The organism is Vibrio sp. Vb1166 (assembly GCF_033338695.1).
GTDB lineage: Bacteria > Pseudomonadota > Gammaproteobacteria > Enterobacterales > Vibrionaceae > Vibrio > Vibrio alginolyticus.
Genome location: NZ_JAWOTE010000003.1, coordinates 83,620 through 109,653 on the forward strand (window position 1 = coordinate 83,620; position 26,034 = coordinate 109,653).

The window sequence follows — 26,034 nt, forward strand, 5'->3', positions numbered from 1 at the left end:
CTGTTTTAGCTTTTCTTCTACAACCGATAGGTTTTTCTTCGCGGCTTCAAAGTTAGGCTTTTCCTCTAGCAGTTTTTTATACAAATCAGCCGCATCTTCTAATTGACCATTTTGAGCGAGCGAGTTGGCGAGGTTATAGCGGCCGTTAAGGGAGGCATCATGAGAAAATGCTTCGATAGCGGCTTCGTAGTCACCTTTTTGATAACTGGCGGCTCCTTTCCAGCTTGGGTTTGTAAATAGGTTTTGCGCCTGTTCATACTCACCTTGCTTGTAGAGTTCCGCTCCTTGTTGGTCGGCATTTAAGAACGGATTAGCTTCTGCATGCGGTGTCCACGTTACTGGGACTACAGTCGCAACTACCATCCAAATCAGGCCACGTCGAAACAGTAAAGCCGCAGGAAGAAGTAACAACGGCAGTAACCAAAAGCCACTGTTGAGACGAGAATCAGTTTTAACTTCTTCGCTTTGGGTCGCAGAAAGCTGGCTACCAATGTTATTAGTAAAGGCCGCGATGTTTTCAACATCACGGTTGGTGTGTTGAATAGGAACAAATAGGCCACCAGTCTTATTCGCTAGCGTTTGTAGATTTTTCAGATTTGTTTTCGCTACGACGGTTGTGCCTTGTGCAGTTTTTAGCAGAGAGCCATCGGGCAGCGCGATAGGCGCACCGTTAGGAGTCCCGACGGCAAGAACAGAAATGCGAAACTTTGTACCTTGGACTAAATCTAACGCGCGAGACAGCTCTGACGTATCAAGATCATCCGCTAACACGATGATATCGCCTTGTTGCGTGCCGGCTTGAGAAAACTGGTTGATCGCAAGTTCAATCGCGGCAGGCAGGTTTGCCCCTTGAAAAGGCATCAGCTCTGGCGACAAATTTTCGATAATGCCCGCAAGCGTACTGGAATCAGTTGTCAGTGGACTTAAGTTATAGGCATCACCAGCGTAAGCAATAAGTCCAGTGGCTCCCTCTTTCCATTTAGGCAGCAAATCGAGCGCCTTATAACGTGTTTGTGCTAGCCGATTGGGTTTGATGTCTGTAGCAAACATAGAGCGAGACATATCAAGCACCAAGATACGGTTTTGGTTTAACTCAAAGCTTGGTCGAGCATTGGACTGCCAGCTTGGCCCCGCTAATGAAATGCAAGTTATTGCCCAAGCTAAACCCCATAGAGTGAAGTAATGCTTAGACTGCGTGTTTTGTCCGAGCATCCGCGCTAGGTGAGGGGCAATCAGTGTGGATTTTTGGGCTCTAAATTTGTGATTAAGCAAGAGTGCGATAGGGATCACGATGAGCCCCAAAAGCCAATAAGGATTGAGGAAAATAAACTCAGCCATGTTTTCTCCTTAACAGGAATAACAATACCGATAATACAAATGCAGCGCTTAATGGATATGGAAACCATTCAGACTGTGGGCGCCAAGTTTGTGTGTCGCTAGATACGGGTTCTAGCTGGTTGATGGTGTCATAAATATTTTCGAGCTCTTCTGTATCTCGCGCTCGAAAATATTGTCCACCTGTCACCTCTGCCACTTTAGTCAGTGTTTGTTCATCTAAATCGGCTGCGGTGTTGACTTTGCGAGTCATGAAAAACTCCTTCACCATCATTTCACCAGCGCCCACGCCCACGGTGTAAATAGTGGCGTTGTATTTTTTCGCAATTTCCGCTGCTTCTAGCGGCTCGAGAACCCCTGCAGTATTGCTGCCGTCACTAAGCAAAATCATGACTCGTTGCGGAGCATCACTGTCTACAAAGGTTTTTGTGCCTAAACCAATACCATCACCAATGGCGGTTCGTTGACCAACCAAGCCGATGACGGTTTGATTAATCTGTTGCATGACGCTTTTGCGGTCTGCAGTGAGTGGTGTTTGCAAATAAGCATGGTCGCCAAACAAAACAACTCCGAGACGGTCACCTTTTCTCTTTGCTACGAAATCAGACAGAACTTGTTTGACTGCTGTGAGGCGATCGATATATTCGCCGTTGAGTTCCATGTCTTCCTGCTGCATCGAACCGGACAGATCGACGACTAACATCAAGTCCCGATATTTGGGTTGGAATTCAACGGGATCGCCAAACCAAACTGGACGCGCACAAGCGACGACAAGAAGGCCCCAGATCGCGATTGAAAGCGTTTTTTGCAGCGCTTGCTTAGGCTTGCTGCGATTCTCATTAGTTGGTAAGTACGCCAATTTGATCTCGGCTTGTTGAGATTCTTGTGGCAGGAACTTGTATACAAGCCAGGGGATGGGCAACAAAAACAGTGCCCACCACCAGACAAATTCAATGTTTAGCCATTGGGCAAGATCGGTTATGAGTGTTTGCTCAGTCACGGTTATTTGCCTTTTTCTTTGGTGGTAAAGCGTAGGTTATCCAAAAGACACAATCGTCTACCAAGCTTTGATGCTGCCCTTGGGAAGAATTCTGATACAACGCTTCTTGCCACTGATGTTGTTTGTCTACGAATCGACTTTCTTTGGTATGGCTATCGAGAAATTCATACCAAGCGATTCCGGTTAATGGTGCGATCTTTTCACGCGGAAAGTAACTCAATGCTGCCTGGCGCAATATTTCCAGAGCAGAAGAGGGGGTATGAGGCGCGGTAGGTTGAGTTAAAAGTGTTAATGCTGTCTTTTTTGCGCGTAAGTGTTTTTTACGCCATCTCACATAAAGACAAATGCCGAAAACGAAGAGCAAGGTGGCTGCAAGCACCACCCACCATCCCCAAGCGAGCGGAAACCAATCCGGTGCGTTTGGCAAAATCAAAGGTTCAAGGTCTAGGCTTTGGTTGTTTGTTGTCATTATTATTACTGCTTAATAAATACTGCTTGTCAGTTTGTTAGCTTAATTGTGAAATTAAGGGCCAGCCACTTGATAGCGTGTTAAATGGAATTGCTATCGAATGGCACTGCTGCTTAATGGTTTCTTGATGTTGGGTAAAGTGGTTTTCGAGTTCTCTTCGTTGTCCTTTAGAGCCAAAGTTAAACCATTGACTATGCAGCCCATCCGAAGCTTTCACTTGACCTCTAAAGTCTGTTTCGCCTCTTTCTAACGGATCATAAAATTGAACAGCCCTTACGCTATTGTGTTGTTTGAGTCGACGTAGTTGTGCCAGTTCCGTTGGTATTACGTGGGCAAAATCACTGAGCATAATCAATTCGCTACCTTTTGGGGTGAGCGTATGAAGTGTCTCCAATACTTGTGCATACGGCAGTGTACGAGTGTCGTTGCTTGCAGTACGAGTTACTTGCGCATTATGTATGTCGACTATGGCGTTAAGAATCCGCAGCCCTTGTCTTTGTAAAGAAGAGGGGCGAAATTCAAGACATTGATGTCCGTCATCAATCACTGCGCCGATGCGATCTTTTTTAGCTAGAGTTAGCCAAATTAGAACACTGGCAAAGTGGGCCAATTGAACGGATTTGAGTACATACTTAGATCCAAAATGTAGACTAGAACTTAGATCAAGATAAAGAATGACCGCTTGCTCTTTATCTTCTGCAAACAACTTCGTATGTGCTTTACCGGTCCTAGCGGTGACTCGCCAATCAATGCTGCGAATATCGTCGCCAGGTTGATATTGGCGCACCTCCATAAAATCCATACCTCGCCCTTTTTGGCGACTGGTATGGTTACCACTCATCTGCGACCAGAGACTCTGTGCTGGTGGTAACCAACGTACAGATTGAGTGCGATATTGGAGCAGCTCTTCAAGGGTTAATGTTACCCCATTCGCATGAGGTGGTAATGAATGTGTAGCGGACATATCACTCACCTGTTTATGCACTGCCAACAAGGTTTAGCAGTTTATCGATGACCTGGTTTGCCGTAATGCCTTCCGCTTGAGCGTGGTAACTCAACAATAAACGGTGGCGCAGTACCGGATAAGCCATGGTTTGAACATCTTCCGGAGAGACAAAATCACGACCAGCAAGCCAAGCGTGCGCACGTGCACAGCGATCAAGAGCGATGGTGGCACGCGGACTCACACCCATTGACAACCACTTGTCCAACTCAGTGTCATATTCGTTGGCTTGACGTGTCGCCATAACTAAACGGACGATGTACTGCTCTATCGTTTCCGCCATATGAATATCCAACACTTCTTTACGTGCGGTGAATATATCTTGTTGGCTTAACATTGGGCGTTCAACCTTTGCTTCGCCTTTTGCTTCTCCGCGGTTAATACGCAAGATAGATAGCTCATGCTCCGCATCTGGGTATTCCACTTCTAAATGCAATAAAAAGCGGTCTAGCTGCGCTTCAGGAAGGGGGTAGGTCCCTTCTTGCTCTATCGGGTTTTGAGTTGCCATAACCAAAAACAACTCTGGCAGCGGGTAGGTATGACGACCTGCTGTGACTTGTTTCTCTGCCATTGCTTCAAGCATTGCCGCTTGTACTTTGGCCGGTGCACGGTTTATCTCATCCGCAAGAATAAGCGAGTTGAAGATAGGACCTGACTGGAAAGTGAATTCTCCGGTTTCTGGACGGAAGATATCGGTGCCGGTTAAATCGGCTGGCAGCAAGTCAGGGGTGAACTGAATTCGGTGGAAGTCACCTTCAACACAGTCTGAGAGTGATTTTACTGCACGGGTTTTTGCTAACCCAGGAGGGCCTTCAACTAAAATATGCCCATCCGCAAGAAGCGCAACAAGCAGTTGCTTTACCAGATCTTGCTGTCCGATGATCTGCGACTCTAAGTATTGCTGAAGAGTTTCGAAGTTAGATTTATGCATGCTTTGGACTCTCGGTATCCATGTGATTTTCGTGTTGAGTATTGGTCATTTTCCATGTGAAAAAAGTTCCAATGCTCTATTGCAATTTATCTTTTCAATATTGGGACGCTACAGAGAATTACAAGTACGTGCTATCTCTGAAAGTGCTTATTTGACAGTGTGTTACATTTATTTTTCATAATATAATGAGAAATGCCTCTAGTTTTGTACATATGAGCCGATAAAGATTCCGTGGTGTGCGTGTCATGAGATATGCACCTGATTCCCCTTGTGGGGCCAATAACAAGTGATTCTTTTAAAAGGTCCGAATATGTTGAAACTTCATTCCTTGAGCATCAAACAGAAGGTTGTACTTGGCATTACGTTTGCTGTTCTAGCATCAACAATCATTGTTGGTGTTATGGCTCAGCGTCATGCGAGAGATGTATTGAGCCATCGTCTTATTGACATCGAGCTACCTGCGATGTTGCAGCAAATCAATACCGAAATTGACCGCGAAGTTGTCGAAATGCAACAAGCGGCAAAACAGCTGGCTACAAACGAATTTATTGTTGAAGCCCTATCTAATACAGACCGTGATCCGTCAGTAGAAGTTCAGTTGGTTCAGCAGCTCAATAACGTTAAATCACAGTATGGTCTTAATGATGCGTCGGTAGCGAATCGTCAAACGGCATATTACTGGAATCAAAACGGATTCTTACGTCAACTTAACCGAACGCAAGATGCTTGGTTCTTTGGATTTACGTCGTCTGGTCAAGAAACGTCCGTGAGTGTGTTCCAAGAGGCAAATGGCGAAGTGAAAATGTTTGCCAATTTCCAAGATCTTAATGGTACATCAATGTCAGGTCTCTCTAAATCTATGGGAGACATGGTTGCTTTGCTCAATGGGTTTAAAATTGAAGATACGGGTTACGTGTTCCTCACTAATGAACAAGGCCAGATTCAAATACACCGCCAACAAGGTAAGAACCAAACTTCTATCACTAAACTATTTGGTAGTGACGCAAGTGCGCTGTTGAACAAAAATAGCTTCAACCTAATTAATGTGGAGTTTGAAGGGCAGGATACTTTTGTTTCTAGTTTGTATGTTCCTTCAATGAACTGGTTTGTTATTGGCGTGGTTCCCGTTGATGAAGTATTCGCAGACCTGAATGCGACAGCTAAAAAAATGCTGTTTACGACCATCATTGTTGCCGTTGTATTCATCCTCATGGGCGTATGGTTAGCAAACAGCATTACGAAACCAATCCGGCTGATTGCCGATCGTTTTACCGACCTTGGGCAAGGTGAAGGCGATTTGGCGCAGCGTATTGAAATTAAGGGTAATGATGAAATTGCTCAGCTTTCAAAAGGCTTTAATGGATTTATTGAGAAGATTCATGCCACGATGAAAGAGGTTGCTTTAACCAGTGGCTCATTAAGTCAAGCGGCAGAAAGTGTGTCAACGAAAGCAACATCCACACACGACAACAGCCAAGAGCAGCGTGATCAAACCATTCAAGTAGTTGCAGCTATCAACCAAATGGGGGCGACCATCAGTGAAATTGCATCGAACGCTGCTACCGCTGCTGATACGGCAAATCAGGCTTCAGATAACACTCAAACTGGTCGAGAAGTTGTGATGAAAGCAAAAGAGGTGATCAGCCGCCTAGCCGATGATGTTGAAACAACCAATATTGTTGTTACGCAGTTGGCATCGACAACCAAAGATATTGGCTCGATTCTGGGTGTAATTCGTGACATCTCTGAGCAAACGAATTTACTTGCGCTAAACGCTGCAATTGAAGCTGCTCGTGCTGGTGAGCAGGGCCGTGGTTTTGCGGTTGTTGCTGATGAGGTAAGAAACCTAGCTTCACGCACGGCTGATTCTACAGAAGAGATTCAGCGCATGATCAATCAGCTTCAAAGTGACGCACAAGACGCGGTAAATGCTATGGAAGCGGGCAAAGCGGTCACCATAGAAGGGGTTACTTCTACCGATGAAGCAGTCGAGGTATTAATCAGTATTTCTGAACGAATCACCGACATCTCTGATCGTAATACACAAGTTGCAACGGCGACGGAAGAGCAATCCACGGTGGTGCATACCATTAATCAAAATATCGAAGAAATCAACGCGATAAATGAAATGACAACCGCGACAGCAGAAGAGTTGGCGGATGCAAGTCGCGATCTTCAAGCGCTCTCTTCTCGTTTAGACAAGATGGTTGGTAGCTTCAAGTTATAGAGTTGGATAGAATAGGCGAAGTTTAAAAGTTCAATCATTAATTTTAGGTAAGTACTATGAATGACTTCGAAAAAGAACTAGAGCAAATTTCTCAAGAAACCGCTCAGGAGCCAGAAGTAAAACTGCCGTCGCTAGAAGAGCAAAAAGCGATCGTCGCTGAGCTGAAAAAGCTGGAAGCGGAAGGTAAGCTGACGCCAGAAGTGTTAGAACAACACTTTGGTAAGTTTAACCAAAAAAACGCAGTTCCAATCCACTAAGTTAGGTGGTGTTTTGCCTCTAACGTGCGTGATTAAATCACCTGCTCAAACACAAAAAGGGAGTTTATACTCCCTTTTTTAATGTCTGAAAAATGCTAATACCTCTCACATACTTGCCACTTAAAAATTATTGACACTTCAATGAGTTATTAATTAGTACTAGTGATTTTCATACTTGACAATACTACCGCTCTATCTAAATCTATTGCGTATTTCAATAGAAACGACCAAGGGAATGCGATCAGGATGGAGCAGCAAAAAAAAAGAAACGTTATTTTAATCACGGAGGGAAGTCTACAGTCATCTCTGTTGAAAGATGTATTGGAGACCAAACTCGGTATTAGTGTTGCTCTAATCACGCCAGATAATCTGATTCACGGAGTGTTACATGAATCTCTTGCATCAGCCATTATTGTTGATTGCAGCGTGATCACGGATGAAATTTTTCGCCGTTATGCGGAGTTTAAAGCGGCCAAGCAGAAAGACACGCTTGAAATCTTAATTAATTGTGAGCAATCCATATCGACAGAAGATCTCTTTGCTTGGCGTACTTTGGCCGGTATTTTCTATACCTCTGATGATATAAAAACGTTGCAAGTTGGTATTGGTAAGGTGCTTCAAGGAGATATGTGGTTCAGCCGTAAGTTTTCTCAGCAGTACATTACTTACCTTCGTCGACATTGCAAACCTATAAATAAGAATGTTTCCGCTATTCTGACCAAACGAGAGCAACAAATAATTACCTTTCTTTCCATGGGGGCGTCCAATCAACAAATCGCCGAACAATTATTTGTCAGCGAGAATACGGTAAAAACGCATTTACATAATATTTTCAAGAAGATTGATGTGAAAAATAGAGTTCAAGCACTTATTTGGGCAAAGGAAAATATTTCAGACAACTCGTTAACGGTGTAATGCTATTGCAATATTAGGTTGCCTAATTTAGTAAACTCTTAATAATTTCTGTGACCTGAATGTGTTAAAAGTGTTTCTTTTATGAGAAACACTTTTTTTGGTTCTCTTTTTAATAACTTTAGAATTTAAAAAAGTAGCAAATAACTTTACTCTGTGAACTAGCACTTACATATCAAACTAAGTGCTGACGATTAACTACTAATTTAAGAGTGTTAAGTCACTGAAAGTATGAGAAACATTATGGAACAGTATATGGAAAAGCCTGAAATCCTAATGCTCACTCAACAAAGTTTACAGAGTGAAAACTTTAAGGAAATGCTTTCTAAAAATACAGAAACTAAAATAACGATCATTGATACTAAAAACCCTAGTTATCATGAACTCATTCCGGAACGCTACTTTTTGCTTGTTGATTTTTCAGTTGAGATTCCTTCCGAAACTTTAGTTTATTTAAAAGATAGTAATAAAGTGCTAGGAACTATAATGCTTAATCTAGGTTATGACTTAGACACAGAAGAACTCGCTTCTTGGCCTCATGTAAAAGGTATATTTGGTCCAGGAGATTCAATGGACAAGGTTTGTCAGGGATTAAAAGCAATAATAAAAGGGGATAATTGGCTGTCTCGAAGATTACTTGATCAGCTAGTAAATTATTATCGAGGCAGAGAAGTAAATAGCATTATCGAACCTGCTATTGAGGTTGAGCTTACTCGGCGTGAAGTTCAGGTTTTAAAAATGTTGAAAGAAGGTGGTTCAAATATGGAAATCGCTGATTCTTTATTTATCAGCGAGCATACTATTAAATCACATCTATACAATATTTTTAGAAAGTTAGAAGTAAAGAACCGTACGCAAGCTACAAGTTGGGCTAAGAGAAACCTGTAGTACTAGTATTAACTTGCTGTAATAAAAAGAAAATACTCTATAAAGTACTAAATTTTATATTTATTATTAAAATGTCAGTCTGAAATATCATGCCATATTCAAACTTATTCCTATTCAGTTGACTATTAGACTTCTCATGTCGTGACGAATCTAGTCAGACGTGGAACAGACAGAAGGTCTATTCAATTAATAAGCTAAGAGGGAATAAAAATGAGCGCAAGTGACAATGACACGTATTTAGGCGATGCAGGTGTAAATAACCAATTTGCTGATTTCGATGGCGGCGATGATTTGTTTATCGGTTTTGGTGGTAATGACTCGTTTGTTGGCGGTGGCGGTAATGATTATGTGATCGGCGGCGACGGCGACGATCGCCTAACTGGTGGTGCTGGAGATGACATCCTTAGGGCTGGTACAGGAAACGACTACCTCGGCGGTGGTACCGGTAATGACTTGCTGTTGGGTTTGCTGGGTGACAATAAATTAAATGGTGGTGTCGGTGAAGATATTCTTGTTGCTGGTTCTGGTGACAACGTTTTAGTTGGCGGCAGCAATGGCGATAAGTTTGTGTTCACGGATAAGTTTGGTGGCCATGGCGAAGCCAAAGTTGTTGATTTCACCATTGGTGAAGACTCTTTGCACATCATTAGCGACTCTGTCACTGACTTTGGTGATTTAAGCTTTAGCTACGATGCAGTTGGGAATGCAGTGTTTACCGATGGGGCTGATCTAACAGTGAAACTTATTGGCGTGACTGAAACTGACATCAACACCTATGGTGCAGATCTGTTCGTAATCTAAACGACTGAAAATAACTCTGGATGGGAATTAGTTTGCGTGGCTCTGCCATGCTGAGGTGCACTAATCGGACACTCTAGAGCGATTTGAGGTTACCTTAAGCTAGGCGCTAGTATTTCTGGCGCCTACAATTTTCACGTTAAACGGAAGTAGTCGTGCAAAAAACGGTTTTCAAAGAAGTGAAACAAAAACTATGCACGCTTGCGGGCTTGCTGATCGTTTTTAGCCTTTTTATCAACTTATTGGTTCTCTCGATTCCGCTGTACATGCTTCAAGTGTACAACCGAGTGATATCCTCCTACTCAACCGATACTTTATTCTTGCTCACTGTCATCGTAATTGTCGCGCTGTTAACCATGTCTATCATCGACATTGCACGAGCACAAATGAGTAAATCTTTTGGTTATTGGATGGACACAAAACTCTCCGCTTTCATGCTCAAGCGCACGATTCAATATCAATCACATACTGGGAAGAGTTATACCTCGCAAACTCTGAGAGACATTCAGAACATCAAAAGCTTTTTGAGCAGTCAAGCACCTTATCCACTGTTGGATGCGCCCTGGACACCGCTGTTTATTTTATTTGTGTATTTATTGCACCCGATACTAGGTCACATCGCGTTACTTGGATCTATCGTATTGTTTAGCCTAGGTCTACTCAATGAGCTGATGACGCGTAAAACAATGCAAGAGAGCGAAGTCAGAGCGATTTCTCATATCAACAACGCTGAATTAGCCACGCAAAACTCCAATTCAATTCTCGCAATGGGGATGATGAATGCATTTTTAGAGAAGTGGCAGTCGCGCGTGAGTGAAGTGAATGTGCTTGAAGAGCGAGTTGCAGGTAAGTCTATCTACATGGCTAACTTTTCTAAGTTTGTGCGTGGATCACTACAGATTTTTTTGCTGGGAGGTGGTGCATGGTTAGTAATCCAACATGAGATAACGGCAGGGGCGATGATCGCGAGCTCCATATTAATGAGTCGGGCATTATCGCCGATGGAGCAGGCGATAGGCACGTGGCGAAGTGCGATGTCTGCTAAAGGCGCCTATAAAAGGTTGAAAGAAATCGATGCGATCGTGCGCCAAGATGAATCAGATATGCCACTACCTAAACCAAAAGGACACTATGAGCTTACCGGACTGGCCTATCGCCATCCTGGAGCAACCGAACCAGTGCTCTCATCGCTCAGCTTATCGATTCCTCCGGGTGTTGCTGTTGGGGTGATTGGCCCTTCTGGTACGGGTAAATCGACGTTTGCTCGGCTGTTATTAGGTACGGTTAAGCCATTAGCGGGTAAAGTGACTCTTGACGGTATGGAAGTCTCCGTATGGGCATCTGAAGATCGCGGCGTACATTTTGGGTATCTCGCTCAAGAGGTGGAGTTATTTCCTGGCACAATTCGAGAGAACATCGCACGCTTTAAAGAAGAAGACCCCGCTAAAGTCATCAAGGCGGCGCAACTAGCAGGATGTCATGAATTAATACTCAAGAAAAACAAAGGCTATGATTGCATTATTGGTGAAAATGGCCGTGGTTTATCTGGGGGGGAAAGGCAGAGAATCGCTCTTGCAAGAGCCGTTTATGGCGACCCATCTATTGTGATTTTCGATGAAGCGAATGCCAACCTCGATGGTGAGGGAGAGGCTGCGTATCAACGTTTGATTGCCCATTTAAAAGCACAGAGTACAACGATTATCGTCATTGCCCACAATCCGAGTACGTTGCGACAAATGGATAGGCTGTTGTATTTGGCTGACGGCCGAGTCAAGTTATACGGCGCTAAAGATGAAGTATTAAAACGTTTGATGGGCGAAGAAAGAACAGATATCCCAAGGGTAAGAAATGAGCAATCAACTGCCAACCGTTAATCAGAGTTCTACCGAGATCGTATATCGTTTTAGCCCCAAAGCGAGACTAAGCTTTCGAAAACCAATTTTACTCGGTGTGGTGACCTTAAGTGTTTTTCTTGGAGGTCTTGGCTACTGGGCTGCAACAGCCAAATTAGAAAGTGCAGCGATTGCTTATGGTGATTTGTCAGTTCTCACTAAGCGACAAGAAATTCAGCATTTAGAAGGCGGTATTATTGAAAAGCTATATGTACAGGAAGGGGATTTAGTCGAAAAAGGTCAGTTATTAATTCAACTTTCTAAGCGTCAAGCTATGGCTAAGTTGGATTCGTTAAGTGGTCGTTTTATCCATACTCTAGCAAAGGAAAACCGTTTAAGTGCGGAGCTTGATGAGCTTCCAACGATTGTATGGTCTGATGATCTTGAAAGCATTCCCCGTGTCGATATCGTCCAAGAAGCACAACTGGTTCAAAACAAGATCTTTGAAGCGAGAAAGCGATTCTTTGATAGTAAACTGAGTATCATTGAGCAGAGTATTTCTGGAGCAAATTTAGAGCTTGAAAACCTTCAGCAAACCAAAGTGATTGAGACGGAACGGCTCAACTTTATTGCTGAAGAAATAGACAGCAACCAAGCCTTGGTGCAAAAAGGTTTCTCGGGAAAATCTACTTTACTTCAACTCAAGCGCTTAGCAGCGGAGGTGAGAAGTACCTTAAGCCAGTTAGACAGGCAATCGCTCACCGTTAGAAAAAGGTTGGATGAGAACCTAGCGCAAATTGAAGAGTTGAAGCTTGAAAGGCTGAATGAGATTGTCGAGGAACTACGAAACACCAAAACGGAAATTGTCGCAATTCGGGAAGAATATCGCTCCGCTCAAGATATTGTCGCAAGAACAACGATCAACGCACCTATTTCTGGTCGCGTAGTCAACATGCAAGTGTTTACCGAAAAAGGTGTGATTGGCTCGGGTGAAACGTTACTAGAACTGGTCCCGCAAGACGATAAGTTGTTAGTCGAGGCTCGTGTTAATCCTCAGGATATTGATTTAGTGAATCCAGGCCAGCAAGCGCATGTTCGTCTGACCGCTCTGAATGCACGGACGTTGGCACCTTTAGACGGTACAGTGCTGACGATTTCTGCCGATAAGCTCTCGCAAGAAAACCAAGAAGATTTTTATCTCGCTAGAATTGCAATTTCACCGGAAGATGTGACAAAACATCGTTTAACCTCAGGTATGAATGCCGAAGTGCTTATTTTATCTGAGCCACGAACGCCATTGAGCTACCTAATAAAGCCAATTACAGAAAGCATGAATCGCGCCTTCAGAGAGGAGTAATTTCAAAAAGACTTGAGTGAGCACGGACAACAGACAAAATAATTTGTTATCGTTAGCTGTTACTGGGCCGTATTTTTATTCGAGGGAGCCGTGGAATGGAGAAAGTGCAGTTAGTTGTCGATTTTCTTCTCACTCATAAATTGATTTTTACCGCACTGATCTTTGCGATTATGTGGTTAATTCGTCGTGCAATTTTATCGATGATTCGTGGTGATCACGCTTTTCTCTCAGAAGATCAGCGTAGTTGGATGTCCAGAACTAAAAATGGCACCTTTGCTGTTACATTACTGATTTTATTTATTTTATGGCAATCAGAAATTAACGAGTTTGCTCTGAGTGTAACGGCGATTGCCGTTGCCATTGTAGTGGCATCCAAAGAAATCATTTTGTGTTTTACGGGTTCGATTCAAAGAGCAAGTTCACGTTCTTTTCGCGTTGGGGACTGGATTGAGGTCGGGAAGTTATGCGGTGAAGTGATTGAGCACAATATGATGGCGACGGTGATTCAAGAGATCGACCTGCATCATGGGCAATATCATTACACCGGCAAAACAGCGACATTGCCTAATAGTATGTTCTTTACCTATCCAGTAAAGAACCTCAACTTCATGAAGCGGTACGTTTACCACAACTTTTCTGTAGTGGTGAAAGACTTCGTCAATTTGTATCCACTGCTACCGATTTTAACTGATAAAATTGAAGAACATTGCAGTTACTTTGCTGATGTTGCACATCGTTACAATGCGATGATTGAAAAACATGCCGGTGTTGACCTTCCTGGTTCTGAGCCACATATGCATATTTCTAGTAACATTAATGGTGAACAAATTCTGCACGTGATGATTTTCTGCCCAACCGATAAAGCGAACCACTTAGAGCACTTAATACGTAAGGACTTTATGGAACTTTATGAGCAACGTTTTCCTGTAGTGCGAGAAGAATAGAGCATCGTACTTCGCCTTTAATTTCAAACCCCGCTATCAAAATAGCGGGGTTTGTTTTTCTTAGCGTATTTTTAGGCTGTAACAATATTCCCAACTTAGCTGAATTTACTCTTCAGCATTAAAAATAGGAAGTAAGTGCTGCCTATAATAGCGACCAACGTGCCAGCTGCGACCTGACTTGGATAAATAGCGATTTGTCCTAGCCAATCTGCCCACAACATTAGGGTTGCGCCAATTAAGGCACCGACACACAGTTGCTCTTTCACTTTTCTTGCTCCTAACATCATCGCCATATGGGGAGCGACCAAGCCAACAAAAGATATTGGACCAACTGTAGCGGTAGAAAAGGCGCATAACAAAGCAACGATGGTGAGCATAAGCGTATTGGCTACGGTAGGGTTAAGCCCTCGTGCATTTGAGAATTGTCGCCCGATGGAAATTAGTGTTAGCCAACGAGAAATCGAGAATACAGCGGCAAGCAGAACTATTATGGCCAAACATAGCATCAGTGCGGTGTCGGCTGTGACTCGATAAATAGAACCAGTTAGCCACAATAAAATTTTGTAACTGTCACCAGAACCTTGAGCTAGCGAAAATTGAACGAGGGCTTCTAATAGTGCCGTTAGTGCGATGCCGGACAACACGAAGTTAGATGGATTAAAATGGCTTCGTTTACCGATAATCAGCAATAACATCAATACGGACATACTTCCGAAAAAAGCGATACCCCAGCTAAATGCGGAGAGAAGCGACCCAGCGATGACTCCTGTCGTTATAATGGCAAACGTGGCTCCGGAAGACACACCGAGAATATCGGGACTTGCCAGAGGGTTATAAACAATGCGTTGCAAAATGATTCCGGCAACGGATAGCGCAATACCGACAGAAAGTGCGGTTAACATTCGCGGCCAACGCAATTGCCATTGGAACTCACCTGGCACAGACCATTGAATTCCGTTTATACCATGGGTAACGAATGAGTAAGCTAGAATCCCAACCATACTGAATAGCGCAATGCTGCATACCGCGCGTTTAGAAAGCGCCGTTTTTCCTTGGCTCATTGAAAGGTTAAGTTGATCGGTTGCCGTCAGCTTTTTACGAGTAAACCAAATTAAAGCGGGAGCGCCAATAGCTGCAGCCGCTACGCCGCTAGGAATGGTTTCCTCTAACCATAAGCTCAGCGAGATAGCGGCAGAGTCTGTGATGATTAGTAGCATTGCGCCCAAAAGCATGCTGCTGATCAATTCGTCGCGCGGTGTTCTTGCCCCCATCGCTCTGGCAATATTGGGTGTCAGTAATCCGATGAAGCTGATAATACCAACTGCGGTGATTGAGGCAGATACCAGCCAAATACCCATCACCATTAATGCACCAAACGCGGGTAATACCGCTAAGCCTCGGGCTGCTGCGCCTTCTTGTCCCAGTTTCATTAAGGTCAGAATACGTGGTGCGACGATCAAAATTACGATTGCGATAGCGCAGCGAGGCAATAACCACTCAAACCAATCCCAGCTGTATTGAGAAAGGTCTCCTGCTCCCCACATAAAAATATTCTGTGCGAACTGGGCGTTTAAAATAATAATGGCTGTGGCGATAGAACCGAGCAAGATATTGATCACCATCCCCGAAACGACCAACGGCAAACCTGTCATATTACGCACGCCTGCAATTGATACGATCAGGCCAAACGCCACTAAAGCCCCCACCATTGCGGCTAATGCAGAGTAATCGGCTACCCAATCGACGAACCAAATATTTACCACGACTAATGCAAGCCAAGCACCAGAAGAGGTGCCAAGAGTCAACGGCGAGGTGAGGTTATTCTGCGTTAATTGCTGCATTAAGCTGCCGGTGAGACCAAGCATGGCACCAACAAGCAGGGTCATACTTAACCTAGGAAGCTGCGCTTGCGTAAAGAATACGTCACGAAACTCGGTTGCTACCTCTGGTTTTGTTAATAATTGCCATTGTTCGAAAAGTGATAAATTAGTATCAATTTGTAGGCTAAAGACGCTAAGTAATGTAATCAGCGCCAGATAACCAATATAATGTTTCGTTCTCATTGTTCTGGTGCCAACTCTATTAGACTGTCGGTAATCGCTTCTGCGGTGTATTGCAAAGACATGGCACCGCCATACGCCCACACTGCTCTGACTGAATTTACCCGCTGCTTTTTCACAAACGGCATCGCTTGCCAAAGTGGCGACTCTTTCAGTTTTCGTTCTTCTGGGAAAGGTTGTACGTAGAGAACGTAGCTGTTTTGAAGGCTCTGAAGCCGATTGATTCGATCTTGCTTTACTCCCCACGCACGTGGGTCCTCTTTAATTGGAGCCTGTAATCCCAGTTTTCTAACCACGTAGTCAGTGGTGGAGTTTTCGGTTGCAAGTAATACAGTATTCGGAGTTGAAAATCGCATCACAAGAACGCTGAGTGGAGCAGAGTAATAGTGGCGAATTCGCTGGCGCATCTGCGCAAATGAAGCATCTAATTCTGCCAATTTCTGTTCAGCAAGTGCCTCTTTATTGAATAGCTTGCCGAGCGTACGAAAGTGACGAATGGCCGTTTCAGCTGCGGCCTCATTTTCAGAAAAATTAGGTAAATAGATTACCGGAGCAATTTGTTTGAGTAACGGAATCAAGTCTTGCTGTGGAGACGCAGCAAGGATGACATCTGGTTTCAAACTGGCTATTTTTTCTAAGTTGGGCTCTGCTCGGGTTCCAATATCTTCAATTGACTCTGGTGCAGTTGGATTGACGACCCATTGGCGGTAGCCTGGTAAATTTGGGGCTGCGATTGGTTCTACGTTTAGCGCCAAAACTTGTTCTAAGATGTCCCAGTTTAAGGCAACAACGCGTTGAGGCGCTTGCTCAAAACTATGCTCACCATATTCATCGGTAACGGTGATGACTGCATGTGCATTGGTCATAAAAAATGCGAGGAGAAAAGCAGATTGTGTAACCACGGTAAGTAAACGAGCCATTATGCGCATACAACAGCCACCTTTTGGCTCGCTAATGTGTTAGCCGGGCTTGGGTGCTCAATCAGCTTAATTGGTGACTCATATAGTTTAGAAAGGCGTGCCTCGTCTAACAACATGTCGGCGTTGCCTTCAAAGGCAATCTTACCTTTTTTGAGCGCAACAATGTGGGTGGCGTAGCGCAGTGCTAAGTTCAGATCGTGCAGGATCACGATAATGCCTACATTCTCGGTTCGATTCAGTTCTGCCAGCAGCGCCATTAGTTGAAACTGATGGTGAACATCGAGCGCCGAGGTTGGCTCATCGAGAATTAAAATTGGCGATTGTTGAGCCAGTAGCATAGACACCCAAGCGCGTTGGCGCTCGCCGCCCGATAAGTCATCCGCCAAAGCTTGAGCAAAAGGTGTAACTCCTGTTCGTTCCATAGCCTGCGTGATGATCTGTTTGTCTTCGGTTTTCCAACGACCAAGTGCCCCACGCCACGGAAAGCGACCTAAGCGCACTAGCTCTTCTACCGTTAAACCAGCCGAAGAGGGCAGCTTTTGTGGCAAATAGGCGATCTGTTTTGCCAACTCTTTGGTTTTAAGTGATGAAAGGGAAGTATCGTTTAGTGTTACCGTGCCTTTATCTGGCGACATTTGACCAGAAAGCAGGTTCACCAGTGTCGACTTACCTGAACCGTTATGGCCTAAAACGACCGTTAGCTCATTTGTTGGGATGTTAAGTTGTTCGATGCCGAGGATCTGACGTCCACCTCGCACGATCTCAATATTAGACAGTTGAAACATGGATGGCTCTTAGGAGAAAACTCCCCTCAATAGAGGGGAGTAGAAGTACAATTACCAGCGGTAGTTTGCGTTTAGCATAACAGAGCGAGACTGGCCGTAGTAACACCAGTAATCGCAACCTGAAACAAACTCTTTATCTAGGATGTTGTTCACGTTTAGCTGTGCTTGCCACTGTGAAGTGATGTCGTAAGTGACTGACGCATCCCAAAGAGTGACTGAAGGAACCGTTAGGTTCGAGCTCTTAGGGTTATCTTTTGACTCACCTACGTAGCGCACACCAGTACCGATATTGAGGCCTGGAATCAGGCTGTAGGCGCTGTAGTCTACCCATGCAGAAGCTTGGTGCTCAGGAATAAGTGCGGCTTGTTTTTTACCTTGGCCAAAGCTCTCATCTGTTTTCGCTTTAGTGTAGGTGTAGCTTGCCATCAGTTTTAGATCGTCGGTTAGCTGCGCCGTGCTTTCTAGCTCAACACCTTGAGATGTCACTTCACCTGTTTGTGTCGCAATCCATGTTGATGGGTTAGTGACCAACGCGTTCTTTTGCGTGATGTCGAACCATGCAAGGTTGATAAAGCCATCCATAAAGCTTGGCTCATACTTTACACCCACTTCTACTTGCTCGCCTTCCAGCGGTTTGTAAAGTTCATTGGTTGCCGCATCAATAGTGCTGATCACTTCAAACGACTGAGAGTAGTTTACGTAAGGTGACAGGCCATTGTTTGCAAGGTACATCACACCCGCACTTAGAGAGAGCTGACCATCATCACGAGATTCACTTTGATCAACGGTAGCGCCTTTGCCAGAGTTTTCTGTTTTCACCCAGTCGTAACGAGCACCTATGTTACCAATCCACTGTTCATGCAGTTTCAATTGGTATTGTGAATAGAGACTTGCTTGAGATTTCTCAATCTCACGTTTCACGTTGTTGGCAGGATCAAGAGGGGTGAAGTTGCCGTAAACTAGGTTCCACGGGTTGATAGTGCCAAATGCATAGTTGTCTTGCTCGTCGCCATCGGTTTTGTGGAATTGCAGATCCATACCGATAAGCACTGTGTGCTCTGCGTTGTCTGTCATCCAGTTGCCGACAGCATTGTTATCGAACGTGATGCTCTGGTTTTTTCCGTCACGGAATACGATGCCTTGCGTTAACTCTTCTTTCGCTGGATCGTTGTTTGAGAACGCGTAAGAGCTGCGCAAGTACAACTCATTCGAACCGTAGTTGAGGTTTTGCGAGAGTGACCACGTGTCATTGATGTCGTGCTCTAGTAAGTAACCTAGAGAAAACTGCGTGCGTTCGTATTTATCGTAGTTTGGCTGACCAAGGTTAGTCGAAGGATCGATTTTGCCAAAGTTAGAACCAATCAGAGTACCTGCTGCTGGGAAGAATGGGTTAGTTGGTACACCGTCATCATGAAGGTAAGTTGCCAAAACGGTCAGCATTGTACGGTCAGAAATGTCGAACTCGACACTTGGCGCTAGGTAGAAACGCTCGTTATTTGTGCCGTCCAGTTCACCATCTTGGCTTGTCATCAAGCCAACCAAACGATAGCGCACAGTGCCTGCGTCGTTTGCTTCGTCAGCAATGTCAAAACCTACGGATTGGTGTTGGTTGTTGCCAACTTCGACTTTTACTTCGCCTTGAGGCGTAAACGTTGGTTTTTTCTGAACAGCATTCACGATACCGCCTGGTGCCGATTCACCAAACAGAATAGCCGATGGACCTTTAACGACTTCTACACTTTCTAGGCCGTAAGGTTCGACCAACCATGTGTAGTAACCATCGCGGAATAGGCGGTTGCCGTTTAGGTAAGTCGCTGCATCAAATCCACGAACTTTGAACCAATCAGTGTCGTTGTCTGCGCCATAAGGCTGAGCGGTTACACCAGACGTGTAGCGTAATGCTTCATCTAGCTTTTTCGGTGCACGAACACGAAGTTCATCTTCAGAAATGATAGATACGCTGCGCGGCGTTTCTGCTGCCGGGGTTTCTACTTTAAGTGCTTGCGCGGTGACCGTTATGGTCTCCATGGCAATCACGTCATCTTGTACGACGTCTTCTTGAGCTTGTGCTGTGAATGCAACCACTGCTGTAGGTGCTAAAGCACAAACCAACGCGTTGCGGATAGCGATGGTCAGTGAGTTATTCTTTTGCATAAATCTATTCCCGATAATTATGATTAACGCTAAGCTTAATTGTAATTATTATCATTTGAGCTTTTGTTTCGGTATTTTACTGACTTTTGTATCAAAAGATAGTAAAACGTTCGCAAATTCATTCGCGGTACCTAAAGTCATTGTTATGTTCAATTGGTTTGAAAAGCTGACCCAACCCTTTCCCCAGATGGAAACCGAAAAGCCACCGAAGACGCTATTTGGCTTTTGTCGTTTTTACACTCGTGGCTTTGAAGCCCCTTTACTCGTTATGGCTGTGTTCAGTGCGCTTATTGCCATTACTGAGGTGACGCTGTTGCGTTATATGGGCGAGCTCGTCGATATTCTCTCTAATCAAGATCGCGCAACATTCTGGCAAGACCAGGGTGATCGCATGCTAATGATGCTGTTCTTAGTGGTGGTTGTGATGCCAGCTCTCGGTTTTGTCCACTCAATGGTGATGCACCAAACGTTATTGGGTAACTACCCGATGTCTATCCGTTGGTTGATTCACCGTTACTTGCTAAAACAAGCGGTTGGATTTTTCCAGCGTGACTTTGCAGGCCGAGTTGCGACCAAAGTGATGCAAAGTGCGTTAGCGGTACGAGAAACGGTCATGAAGCTGGTGGATGTACTGGTTTATATCAGCGTTTATTTTCTTTCGATGCTTTGGATGATGGGCGAAGCCGATGGTTTGCTAATGCTACCTATTGTGATTTGGATAGGAATGTACGCGGTTATCCAGTTCTACTTTATCCCTAAAATGAAACAAGTAGCGACAGAGCAAGCGGATGCTCGTTCTGTAATGACTGGGCGCATTGTCGATTCTTACACCAACATATCTACCGTAAAGCTATTCGCGCACTCGCAACGAGAGTTGGAATACGCAGAAAGCAGCATGAAGCAATTTTTGGTGACGGTTTACCGCCAAATGCGCATGGTGACTTGTTTACTGTTTAGTGTGGATGCCATCAACTATTTGCTGCTGATGTCTATTAGTGCCATTTCGGTTTATCTATGGCTAGATCACGCTGTAACAATTGGTGCTATTGCGATTGCCATCAGTATTGCATTGCGCGTACAAGGTATGTCGAAGTGGATCATGTGGGAAGTTAGCGCACTGTTTGAAAACATCGGTACAGTAGTAGACGGTATTAATACGATTTCAAACGATGTTGAAGTGAAAGACGTACCAAATGCTAAGCCTTTGCAAATCTCCCAAGGTGAGATCTGCTTTGATCACGTAGGTTTTAACTACAGTGACGAGAAGGCGGTATTTGAGAACTTGAACCTGACTATCAAACCGGGCGAAAAAGTCGGCATTGTCGGTCGCTCTGGGGCAGGTAAATCCACGTTGGTCAACTTGTTGCTGCGTTTTTACGACGTAAATACCGGTAAGATTTGTATTGATGGACAGGACATTTCTCAAGTCGAACAAGAGTCGCTTCGCCAACACATCGGTATGATCACGCAAGACACCTCTTTGCTGCATCGTTCAATTAAAGAGAACATTCTTTACGGTGATCCAGATGCTTCAATGGATGCCGTTATCGCAGCTGCTGAGAAAGCACATGCTCATGATTTCATTCAATCTCTACGAGACGAGCAAGGTAACGTTGGCTATGACGTTGAAGTGGGTGAACGCGGTGTGAAGCTGTCTGGTGGTCAGCGTCAACGTGTGGCGATTGCTCGCGTTCTGCTGAAAAACGCGCCAATTTTGATCATGGATGAAGCAACGTCTGCACTTGATTCAGAAGTAGAATCGGCAATTCAAGAAAACCTTGAAGTTCTGATGGAAGGAAAAACAGTGATTGCGATTGCTCACCGTTTATCAACGATTGCCGCGATGGATCGTTTGATTGTAATGGATGACGGCAAAATCATTGAGCAAGGCTCGCATTACGAGCTGCTGCAATTGGGTGGTGTTTACGCTCAGTTGTGGAAGCATCAAACCGGCGGATTTTTGTCTGAGCAAGGTGATGCTCAACTGCAAGTCATCTAATATGACGCTACACGAAAGAGGAGCAAATGCTCCTCTTTTTTGTGTCTGTCGTTTATACCGAGTAAGTAGGCGTTAATGGGCAACGTTAACTTGTGATTATTCATTGAGTTAGGCCAACTTAATGATGATTATGTTTATAACTCACTATCGTTATTGAATTTTTTACGCTTTTTTTACGCGAACTCCGAATGGGCTTTTGCTAAAGTTTTCTACATCGAATTTTGGTTGATGTATTTTATGTTTGTTCAATGGCGAGATAACACCTTTCTCTTTTCTACTACCGTGATTGTTGGTGCGGTTGTCGTCTCATGGCTGTTAGACCAACTGTTTGGCTCTACAGCCGCAGTCCTGCTGATTTTACAGTTAGCGGTCGTGGTAGTGGCGTTTCAATGCAACTCGCGATTCGCTTATGCGGCGGCGGTGGTCGAAGCGTTGAGCTTCAACTTCTTTTTCACGACGCCTCGTTACTCTTTGCAGATGTTTCGTCCGGAAGACATTTTTAATTTAGTCGTGTTTATGGTGGTGGCTTTTATCACCAGCACCTTTGCGGATCTTTATCGTCGGCAGCAGGGAGAGTTAAAACAAACCAAGCTGCAAAACAGCATGCTGCTATCGGTGTCCCATGACCTACGCACGCCGCTAGCAACCATTATTGGAACACTGACCACACTCAACGAGTACATGCCCAAGCTCGATGACTTAGAGCGTAAAGAATTGCTCGACAGTGCGACTTCAGAAAGCCATCGCTTGCATCAATATATCGAGAACCTCTTACAGGCGACTAAGCTCCAGCACGGCACATTAAAAATTACCAAAAAAGATGAGCCTATTGCGAATATTGTGCGGGATGCGGTTTCTCGTTTGCCGAATTACACCGAGAAAGTATCCATGAATATGGATGATGCCGTTGGCTATTTGTCAGTAAGTCGTTCGCTCATCGAACAAGCGATTTTTAATGTGCTGGATAATGCCATGCGATTTTCACCAGAGAATGAATCTGTCGAGGTTTCACTTTCTAAGCAGGGTTCGTCGTGCGTGATTGATGTTCGGGACATGGGGATTGGCATCAAAGCTGAAGATGCGGAAAAAATATTCAACCTTTTCTATTCCGGTGTGAACAACAAATCGGCCGATTCAGGCACCGGAATGGGACTCGCGGTTGCCAAAGGCATCATCATCGCACACCAAGGAGAGATTCAATCTATGCCAGTATCAGAAGGGACGCTGATCCGCATTCGACTTCCACTCAATCCAGGAGCAGAGCAGGCGTGAGTTACAAAGTTTTAGTCGTGGACGATGAGCCTCGCATTCATACCTTTATTCGAATTTCGCTGTCTGCTGAAGGGTTTGATTACATTGGCGCGAGTACCATTGCAGAAGCCAAAGCGTGTTTCGAAGCACATTCGCCGCACGTCATTCTGCTAGATTTAGGCTTGCCCGACGGCGATGGGAAGGAGTTTCTCACTACGCTTCGTCAGACGTATAAAACGCCAGTGCTAGTGCTGACGGCTCGCGATCAAGAAGAGGAAAAAATCCGCCTTTTAGAAGCGGGCGCGAATGATTACTTGAGCAAGCCTTTTGGCGTAAAAGAGCTCATCGCGCGAATCAAAGTGCTGGTTCGAGATTTGGTGGATGAGCAATCCATCGCTGATGAGCTGGTGGCTGGCCGAGTCAAAATCATCAAAAGCACTCACCAATTTTGGTTGGATCAGAGGGAAATTCCACTCACCAAGAAAGAGTTTTCTTTCATTGAACAATTGATTCTCAAGCCGGGAAAACTCATTGAGCAAACTCATTTGCTAGCGGTGATTTGGGGAAAAAGTCATGTCGAAGATACTCACTACTTACGCGTGCTAGTGAGTCAACTACGCAAAAAACTGAACGATAGTGCTGACGAACAGCGGCTCTTAAAAACCGAGCCGGGGCTGGGTTATCGTTTAGTGCTAGAGGCGTCCAAGCACCACTAAATTCCAAATTTAATCAACGTTAATGCCAAGGTTTAGTGCTGGTTATCGGCACTCGAACAGGATTCGTGTTGCCTATTTTCCGTGACGGAAAATCAGTCTAGCCCTTAACGCATTAGCATTTTCTATACATAAAACACAGTTAGGTATTGATATGGCTCACTTTACAGTAATTGGTCTAGGGCGATTTGGCGTTGCCGCCAGCTTAGAACTTATTCATCTTGGACACACCGTAACGGGGGTGGATAGCGACCCGAAAATCGTCGAAAAATACGTCGAGGAGTTAACGCAAGCGGTCATATGTGACGCAACAGACGAAGGTGCACTCAGAGAATTAGCGTTAGCGAACAGTGATGTGGTGTTGGTGGCGATTGGCGAAGACATGCAAGCCAGTTTGTTGTGTACGCTGGCGCTGAAAAATCTGGGTGTGAAATCCATTTGGGTCAAAGCGAGCACCAAAGCGCACCACACCATCGTGTCTAAGCTTGGTGTACAACGCATTATTCATCCGGAAGAGGAGATGGGCGTAAGAGTCGCGCAGGCACTCAACTATCCGATGGTGAACAACTATTTGGAAATGGGTCATGGTTTGTATGTGGTGGAAATCCACGTTAAATCCAATCTGCACGATACACCGCTTTCTAAGTTGATCAGCCGAGGCAGTTACAACATTCAGCCTATCTTGGTGAAGCGCGAAGAAGCCGTCTACACCAATATCAATGATGAGTTTGTGCTTAATGAGTTCGACACGCTGTTGCTTTGTGGTAGTCGCGCTGAGCTGAAATACGTCGCTCCAAGGTTGGTGTAACATGGTTTTGTGGCATCCCTCTATTATCCCGATCGAGCGAAAACCCAAAGCGGGCAAAAAATTGTTGGGCGCACCGCCGCTGATACTTAGCCTCAGCTTTGCGTGCTTGATCATGCTCGGCACGATCTTACTCAAACTGCCGATTGCCACCACAGAGCCCATCACTTGGATTCAAAGCCTGTTTACTGCGACATCGGCCATTACGGTGACGGGATTAGTTGTGGTGGACACGGGCACGGCGTTTACGCCTTTTGGGCAAGTGGTTATTGCTTTCCTGATTCAATGTGGTGGCCTAGGTTTAATGACGTTTGCCATCGTGACCTTGCTGGCTCTGGGCGGAAAAATTGGCTTTTTGGAGCGAGCAGTCGCGAGAGAGGCGTTCAACCAAACTGACTCGTCGACACTCATTGCCACTGCTAAATCTGTATTGATGTTCGCTCTGCTCGTTGAACTTATTGGTTTCACTATTTTGAGCGTTTATTGGAGTGAAGAGCTGGGCTGGGAAACCAGTTTGTTCCATGGTTTCTTCTACACCATCAGTGCGTTTAACAATGCAGGTTTTGCGTTGAGTGCCGATAGCTTAATGCCTTACGTGGACGACCCGGTCGTTAACTTCACCATTACCAGTTTGTTCATTATTGGTGGTTTAGGCTTCTCGGTTTGGATTGACTTAAAACGCAATCGCCGTTGGCATCGACTCACCGTTTACAGTCGAATGATGATCTTAGGCACGATGATCATTAACGTGGTGGCACTTATCGCGATTTATCTGATTGAATATGACAACCCCAACACGCTTGCCCCGTTGAGCGAAGCAGGGAAATGGTGGGCATCGTGGTTTCAAGCGGTGACGCCAAGAACGGCAGGGTTCAACACTTTAGCTATCGATCAGTTGGAAGATGCCACAACGGCGATCATTCTGGTGTTGATGTTTATCGGCGGTGGTTCATTGAGTACGGCAAGTGGCATTAAAGTTGTGACATTTATAGTGTTAGTCTTGGCGACTTACAGCTATTTGCGTCGCGATGAAGCAACCTATGCCTTTCAACGCAAGATTCCCAAAGAGACCATCAGCAAGGCATTGGCGCTGACTCTGATCTCGGTGGGCGTGACTTGGTTTGCCATATTCACGCTGTTACTGACAGAGAAAGCGTCTATGTTAGATATTATGTTCGAAGCGGTCTCGGCACTGGGTACGGTTGGTTTGTCGCGAGGCTTAACGGGCAGTTTGTCCGAACCGGGTGAGTTAGTGATCATCTTCATGATGTTTATGGGACGATTAGGCCCCCTTACTTTGGCGTACTTCTTAGCCAGTCCAAGAAAGAAAAAAGCGCGTTACGCGAGCACTAAATTGGCAATAGGGTAAATGGGCTAACTCGAAGAAAGTGAGC

General features: G+C 44.8%; 22 protein-coding genes. 13 read left to right on the plus strand and 9 right to left on the minus strand.

The genetic code is table 11. The annotated features are described in order from the left end of the window. The 5 genes from R7E51_RS04775 to R7E51_RS04795 form a co-directional block, all read right to left on the minus strand. Window positions 1–1,338, minus strand: a 1,338-nt coding sequence (locus R7E51_RS04775; RefSeq protein WP_318095498.1) for a VWA domain-containing protein, incomplete at its 3' end; no start/stop codon positions are given. Next, window positions 1,331–2,335 (minus strand): vWA domain-containing protein, encoded by a 1,005-nt coding sequence (locus R7E51_RS04780; protein WP_054578629.1) that lies wholly within the window; start codon window positions 2,333–2,335, stop codon window positions 1,331–1,333. The genes R7E51_RS04775 and R7E51_RS04780, both read right to left, overlap by 8 nt. Further along, window positions 2,328–2,804: a DUF4381 domain-containing protein gene (locus R7E51_RS04785; RefSeq protein WP_206957843.1), complete on the minus strand. Its 477-nt coding sequence runs from the start codon at window positions 2,802–2,804 to the stop codon at window positions 2,328–2,330. Before R7E51_RS04785 ends, R7E51_RS04780 begins: the two co-directional genes overlap by 8 nt. 37 nt (window positions 2,805–2,841) lie before the next feature. Further along, the gene (locus R7E51_RS04790; RefSeq protein ID WP_154203995.1) at window positions 2,842–3,768 is read right to left on the minus strand and encodes a DUF58 domain-containing protein; all 927 of its coding nucleotides are present in this window, start codon (window positions 3,766–3,768) and stop codon (window positions 2,842–2,844) included. A 13-nt stretch (window positions 3,769–3,781) separates the two neighbouring features. Further along, complete coding sequence (locus R7E51_RS04795) at window positions 3,782–4,738, minus strand: AAA family ATPase (RefSeq protein ID WP_025768547.1); 957 nt, start codon at window positions 4,736–4,738, stop codon at window positions 3,782–3,784. Between the two features lie 310 nt (window positions 4,739–5,048). Between R7E51_RS04795 and R7E51_RS04800 the strand changes: the two genes are divergently transcribed. From R7E51_RS04800 to R7E51_RS04835, 8 genes are all read left to right on the plus strand, one after another. After that, window positions 5,049–6,965, plus strand: coding sequence for a methyl-accepting chemotaxis protein (locus R7E51_RS04800; protein ID WP_053303850.1), 1,917 nt, complete (start codon window positions 5,049–5,051; stop codon window positions 6,963–6,965). A 56-nt stretch (window positions 6,966–7,021) separates the two neighbouring features. Then, window positions 7,022–7,222 (plus strand): restriction endonuclease subunit S, encoded by a 201-nt coding sequence (locus R7E51_RS04805; RefSeq protein WP_005375165.1) that lies wholly within the window; start codon window positions 7,022–7,024, stop codon window positions 7,220–7,222. Window positions 7,223–7,468: 246 nt separating this feature from the next. After that, window positions 7,469–8,137, plus strand: a complete 669-nt coding sequence (locus R7E51_RS04810) for a LuxR C-terminal-related transcriptional regulator (RefSeq protein WP_021707603.1) — start codon at window positions 7,469–7,471, stop codon at window positions 8,135–8,137. A gap of 228 nt (window positions 8,138–8,365) precedes the next feature. Beyond that, window positions 8,366–9,022 (plus strand): LuxR C-terminal-related transcriptional regulator, encoded by a 657-nt coding sequence (locus R7E51_RS04815; protein WP_031777174.1) that lies wholly within the window; start codon window positions 8,366–8,368, stop codon window positions 9,020–9,022. Window positions 9,023–9,232: 210 nt separating this feature from the next. Continuing rightward, complete coding sequence (locus R7E51_RS04820; RefSeq protein WP_005375168.1) at window positions 9,233–9,823, plus strand: calcium-binding protein; 591 nt, start codon at window positions 9,233–9,235, stop codon at window positions 9,821–9,823. 152 nt (window positions 9,824–9,975) lie between these two features. Beyond that, window positions 9,976–11,694: a type I secretion system permease/ATPase gene (locus tag R7E51_RS04825; RefSeq protein WP_042521608.1), complete on the plus strand. Its 1,719-nt coding sequence runs from the start codon at window positions 9,976–9,978 to the stop codon at window positions 11,692–11,694. Beyond that, window positions 11,669–13,009: an HlyD family type I secretion periplasmic adaptor subunit gene (locus R7E51_RS04830; protein ID WP_005383906.1), complete on the plus strand. Its 1,341-nt coding sequence runs from the start codon at window positions 11,669–11,671 to the stop codon at window positions 13,007–13,009. Before R7E51_RS04825 ends, R7E51_RS04830 begins: the two co-directional genes overlap by 26 nt. Window positions 13,010–13,104: 95 nt before the next feature. Then, window positions 13,105–13,953: a mechanosensitive ion channel family protein gene (locus R7E51_RS04835; protein ID WP_005375171.1), complete on the plus strand. Its 849-nt coding sequence runs from the start codon at window positions 13,105–13,107 to the stop codon at window positions 13,951–13,953. A gap of 95 nt (window positions 13,954–14,048) precedes the next feature. Here R7E51_RS04835 and fhuB read toward each other — a convergent pair whose 3' ends face one another. From fhuB to R7E51_RS04855, 4 genes are read right to left on the minus strand one after another with little or no spacing between them, the layout of a single operon-like run. Beyond that, entirely contained in the window at window positions 14,049–16,016 is a 1,968-nt protein-coding gene (gene fhuB / locus R7E51_RS04840; protein WP_170893378.1) for a Fe(3+)-hydroxamate ABC transporter permease FhuB, read from the minus strand. Continuing rightward, window positions 16,013–16,942, minus strand: a complete 930-nt coding sequence (locus R7E51_RS04845) for an iron-siderophore ABC transporter substrate-binding protein (protein ID WP_206957841.1) — start codon at window positions 16,940–16,942, stop codon at window positions 16,013–16,015. Before R7E51_RS04845 ends, fhuB begins: the two co-directional genes overlap by 4 nt. Continuing rightward, window positions 16,933–17,718, minus strand: a complete 786-nt coding sequence (locus R7E51_RS04850) for an ABC transporter ATP-binding protein (RefSeq protein ID WP_005375174.1) — start codon at window positions 17,716–17,718, stop codon at window positions 16,933–16,935. Before R7E51_RS04850 ends, R7E51_RS04845 begins: the two co-directional genes overlap by 10 nt. Window positions 17,719–17,769: 51 nt before the next feature. Next, entirely contained in the window at window positions 17,770–19,872 is a 2,103-nt protein-coding gene (locus tag R7E51_RS04855) for a TonB-dependent siderophore receptor (protein WP_206957839.1), read from the minus strand. Window positions 19,873–20,017: 145 nt separating this feature from the next. Here R7E51_RS04855 and R7E51_RS04860 point away from each other — a divergent pair, with 145 nt between their 5' ends. The 5 genes from R7E51_RS04860 (at window position 20,018) to R7E51_RS04880 (ending at window position 26,009) form a co-directional block, all read left to right on the plus strand. Beyond that, window positions 20,018–21,871: an ABC transporter ATP-binding protein gene (locus R7E51_RS04860; protein WP_206957837.1), complete on the plus strand. Its 1,854-nt coding sequence runs from the start codon at window positions 20,018–20,020 to the stop codon at window positions 21,869–21,871. 237 nt (window positions 21,872–22,108) lie between these two features. Continuing rightward, window positions 22,109–23,143 carry a sensor histidine kinase gene (locus R7E51_RS04865; protein ID WP_206957835.1) on the plus strand — a complete coding sequence of 345 codons (1,035 nt, stop codon included), beginning with the start codon at window positions 22,109–22,111 and terminating at the stop codon, window positions 23,141–23,143. Continuing rightward, window positions 23,140–23,838, plus strand: a complete 699-nt coding sequence (locus R7E51_RS04870; protein ID WP_017635309.1) for a response regulator transcription factor — start codon at window positions 23,140–23,142, stop codon at window positions 23,836–23,838. The genes R7E51_RS04865 and R7E51_RS04870 overlap by 4 nt, the downstream gene beginning before the upstream one ends. A 151-nt stretch (window positions 23,839–23,989) precedes the next feature. Next, window positions 23,990–24,643, plus strand: coding sequence for a potassium channel family protein (locus R7E51_RS04875; RefSeq protein WP_005375180.1), 654 nt, complete (start codon window positions 23,990–23,992; stop codon window positions 24,641–24,643). 1 nt (window position 24,644) lies between these two features. After that, window positions 24,645–26,009, plus strand: coding sequence for a TrkH family potassium uptake protein (locus R7E51_RS04880; protein ID WP_206957833.1), 1,365 nt, complete (start codon window positions 24,645–24,647; stop codon window positions 26,007–26,009). Window positions 26,010–26,034: the final 25 nt, after the last annotated feature.

Excerpts from the sequence above, each read along its gene's own strand:
- R7E51_RS04785 (WP_206957843.1), bottom strand. The coding sequence starts at position 2,804 with ATGACAACAAACAACCAAAGCCTAGACCTTGAACCTTTGATTTTGCCA.
- R7E51_RS04790 (WP_154203995.1), bottom strand. The coding sequence starts at position 3,768 with ATGTCCGCTACACATTCATTACCACCTCATGCGAATGGGGTAACATTA.
- R7E51_RS04795 (WP_025768547.1), bottom strand. The coding sequence starts at position 4,738 with ATGCATAAATCTAACTTCGAAACTCTTCAGCAATACTTAGAGTCGCAG.
- R7E51_RS04800 (WP_053303850.1), top strand. The coding sequence starts at position 5,049 with ATGTTGAAACTTCATTCCTTGAGCATCAAACAGAAGGTTGTACTTGGC.
- R7E51_RS04805 (WP_005375165.1), top strand. The coding sequence starts at position 7,022 with ATGAATGACTTCGAAAAAGAACTAGAGCAAATTTCTCAAGAAACCGCT.
- R7E51_RS04810 (WP_021707603.1), top strand. The coding sequence starts at position 7,469 with ATGGAGCAGCAAAAAAAAAGAAACGTTATTTTAATCACGGAGGGAAGT.
- R7E51_RS04815 (WP_031777174.1), top strand. The coding sequence starts at position 8,366 with ATGAGAAACATTATGGAACAGTATATGGAAAAGCCTGAAATCCTAATG.
- R7E51_RS04820 (WP_005375168.1), top strand. The coding sequence starts at position 9,233 with ATGAGCGCAAGTGACAATGACACGTATTTAGGCGATGCAGGTGTAAAT.
- R7E51_RS04830 (WP_005383906.1), top strand. The coding sequence starts at position 11,669 with ATGAGCAATCAACTGCCAACCGTTAATCAGAGTTCTACCGAGATCGTA.
- R7E51_RS04835 (WP_005375171.1), top strand. The coding sequence starts at position 13,105 with ATGGAGAAAGTGCAGTTAGTTGTCGATTTTCTTCTCACTCATAAATTG.
- fhuB (WP_170893378.1), bottom strand. The coding sequence starts at position 16,016 with ATGAGAACGAAACATTATATTGGTTATCTGGCGCTGATTACATTACTT.
- R7E51_RS04845 (WP_206957841.1), bottom strand. The coding sequence starts at position 16,942 with ATGCGCATAATGGCTCGTTTACTTACCGTGGTTACACAATCTGCTTTT.
- R7E51_RS04850 (WP_005375174.1), bottom strand. The coding sequence starts at position 17,718 with ATGTTTCAACTGTCTAATATTGAGATCGTGCGAGGTGGACGTCAGATC.
- R7E51_RS04855 (WP_206957839.1), bottom strand. The coding sequence starts at position 19,872 with ATGCAAAAGAATAACTCACTGACCATCGCTATCCGCAACGCGTTGGTT.
- R7E51_RS04860 (WP_206957837.1), top strand. The coding sequence starts at position 20,018 with ATGTTCAATTGGTTTGAAAAGCTGACCCAACCCTTTCCCCAGATGGAA.
- R7E51_RS04865 (WP_206957835.1), top strand. The coding sequence starts at position 22,109 with ATGTTTGTTCAATGGCGAGATAACACCTTTCTCTTTTCTACTACCGTG.
- R7E51_RS04875 (WP_005375180.1), top strand. The coding sequence starts at position 23,990 with ATGGCTCACTTTACAGTAATTGGTCTAGGGCGATTTGGCGTTGCCGCC.
- R7E51_RS04880 (WP_206957833.1), top strand. The coding sequence starts at position 24,645 with ATGGTTTTGTGGCATCCCTCTATTATCCCGATCGAGCGAAAACCCAAA.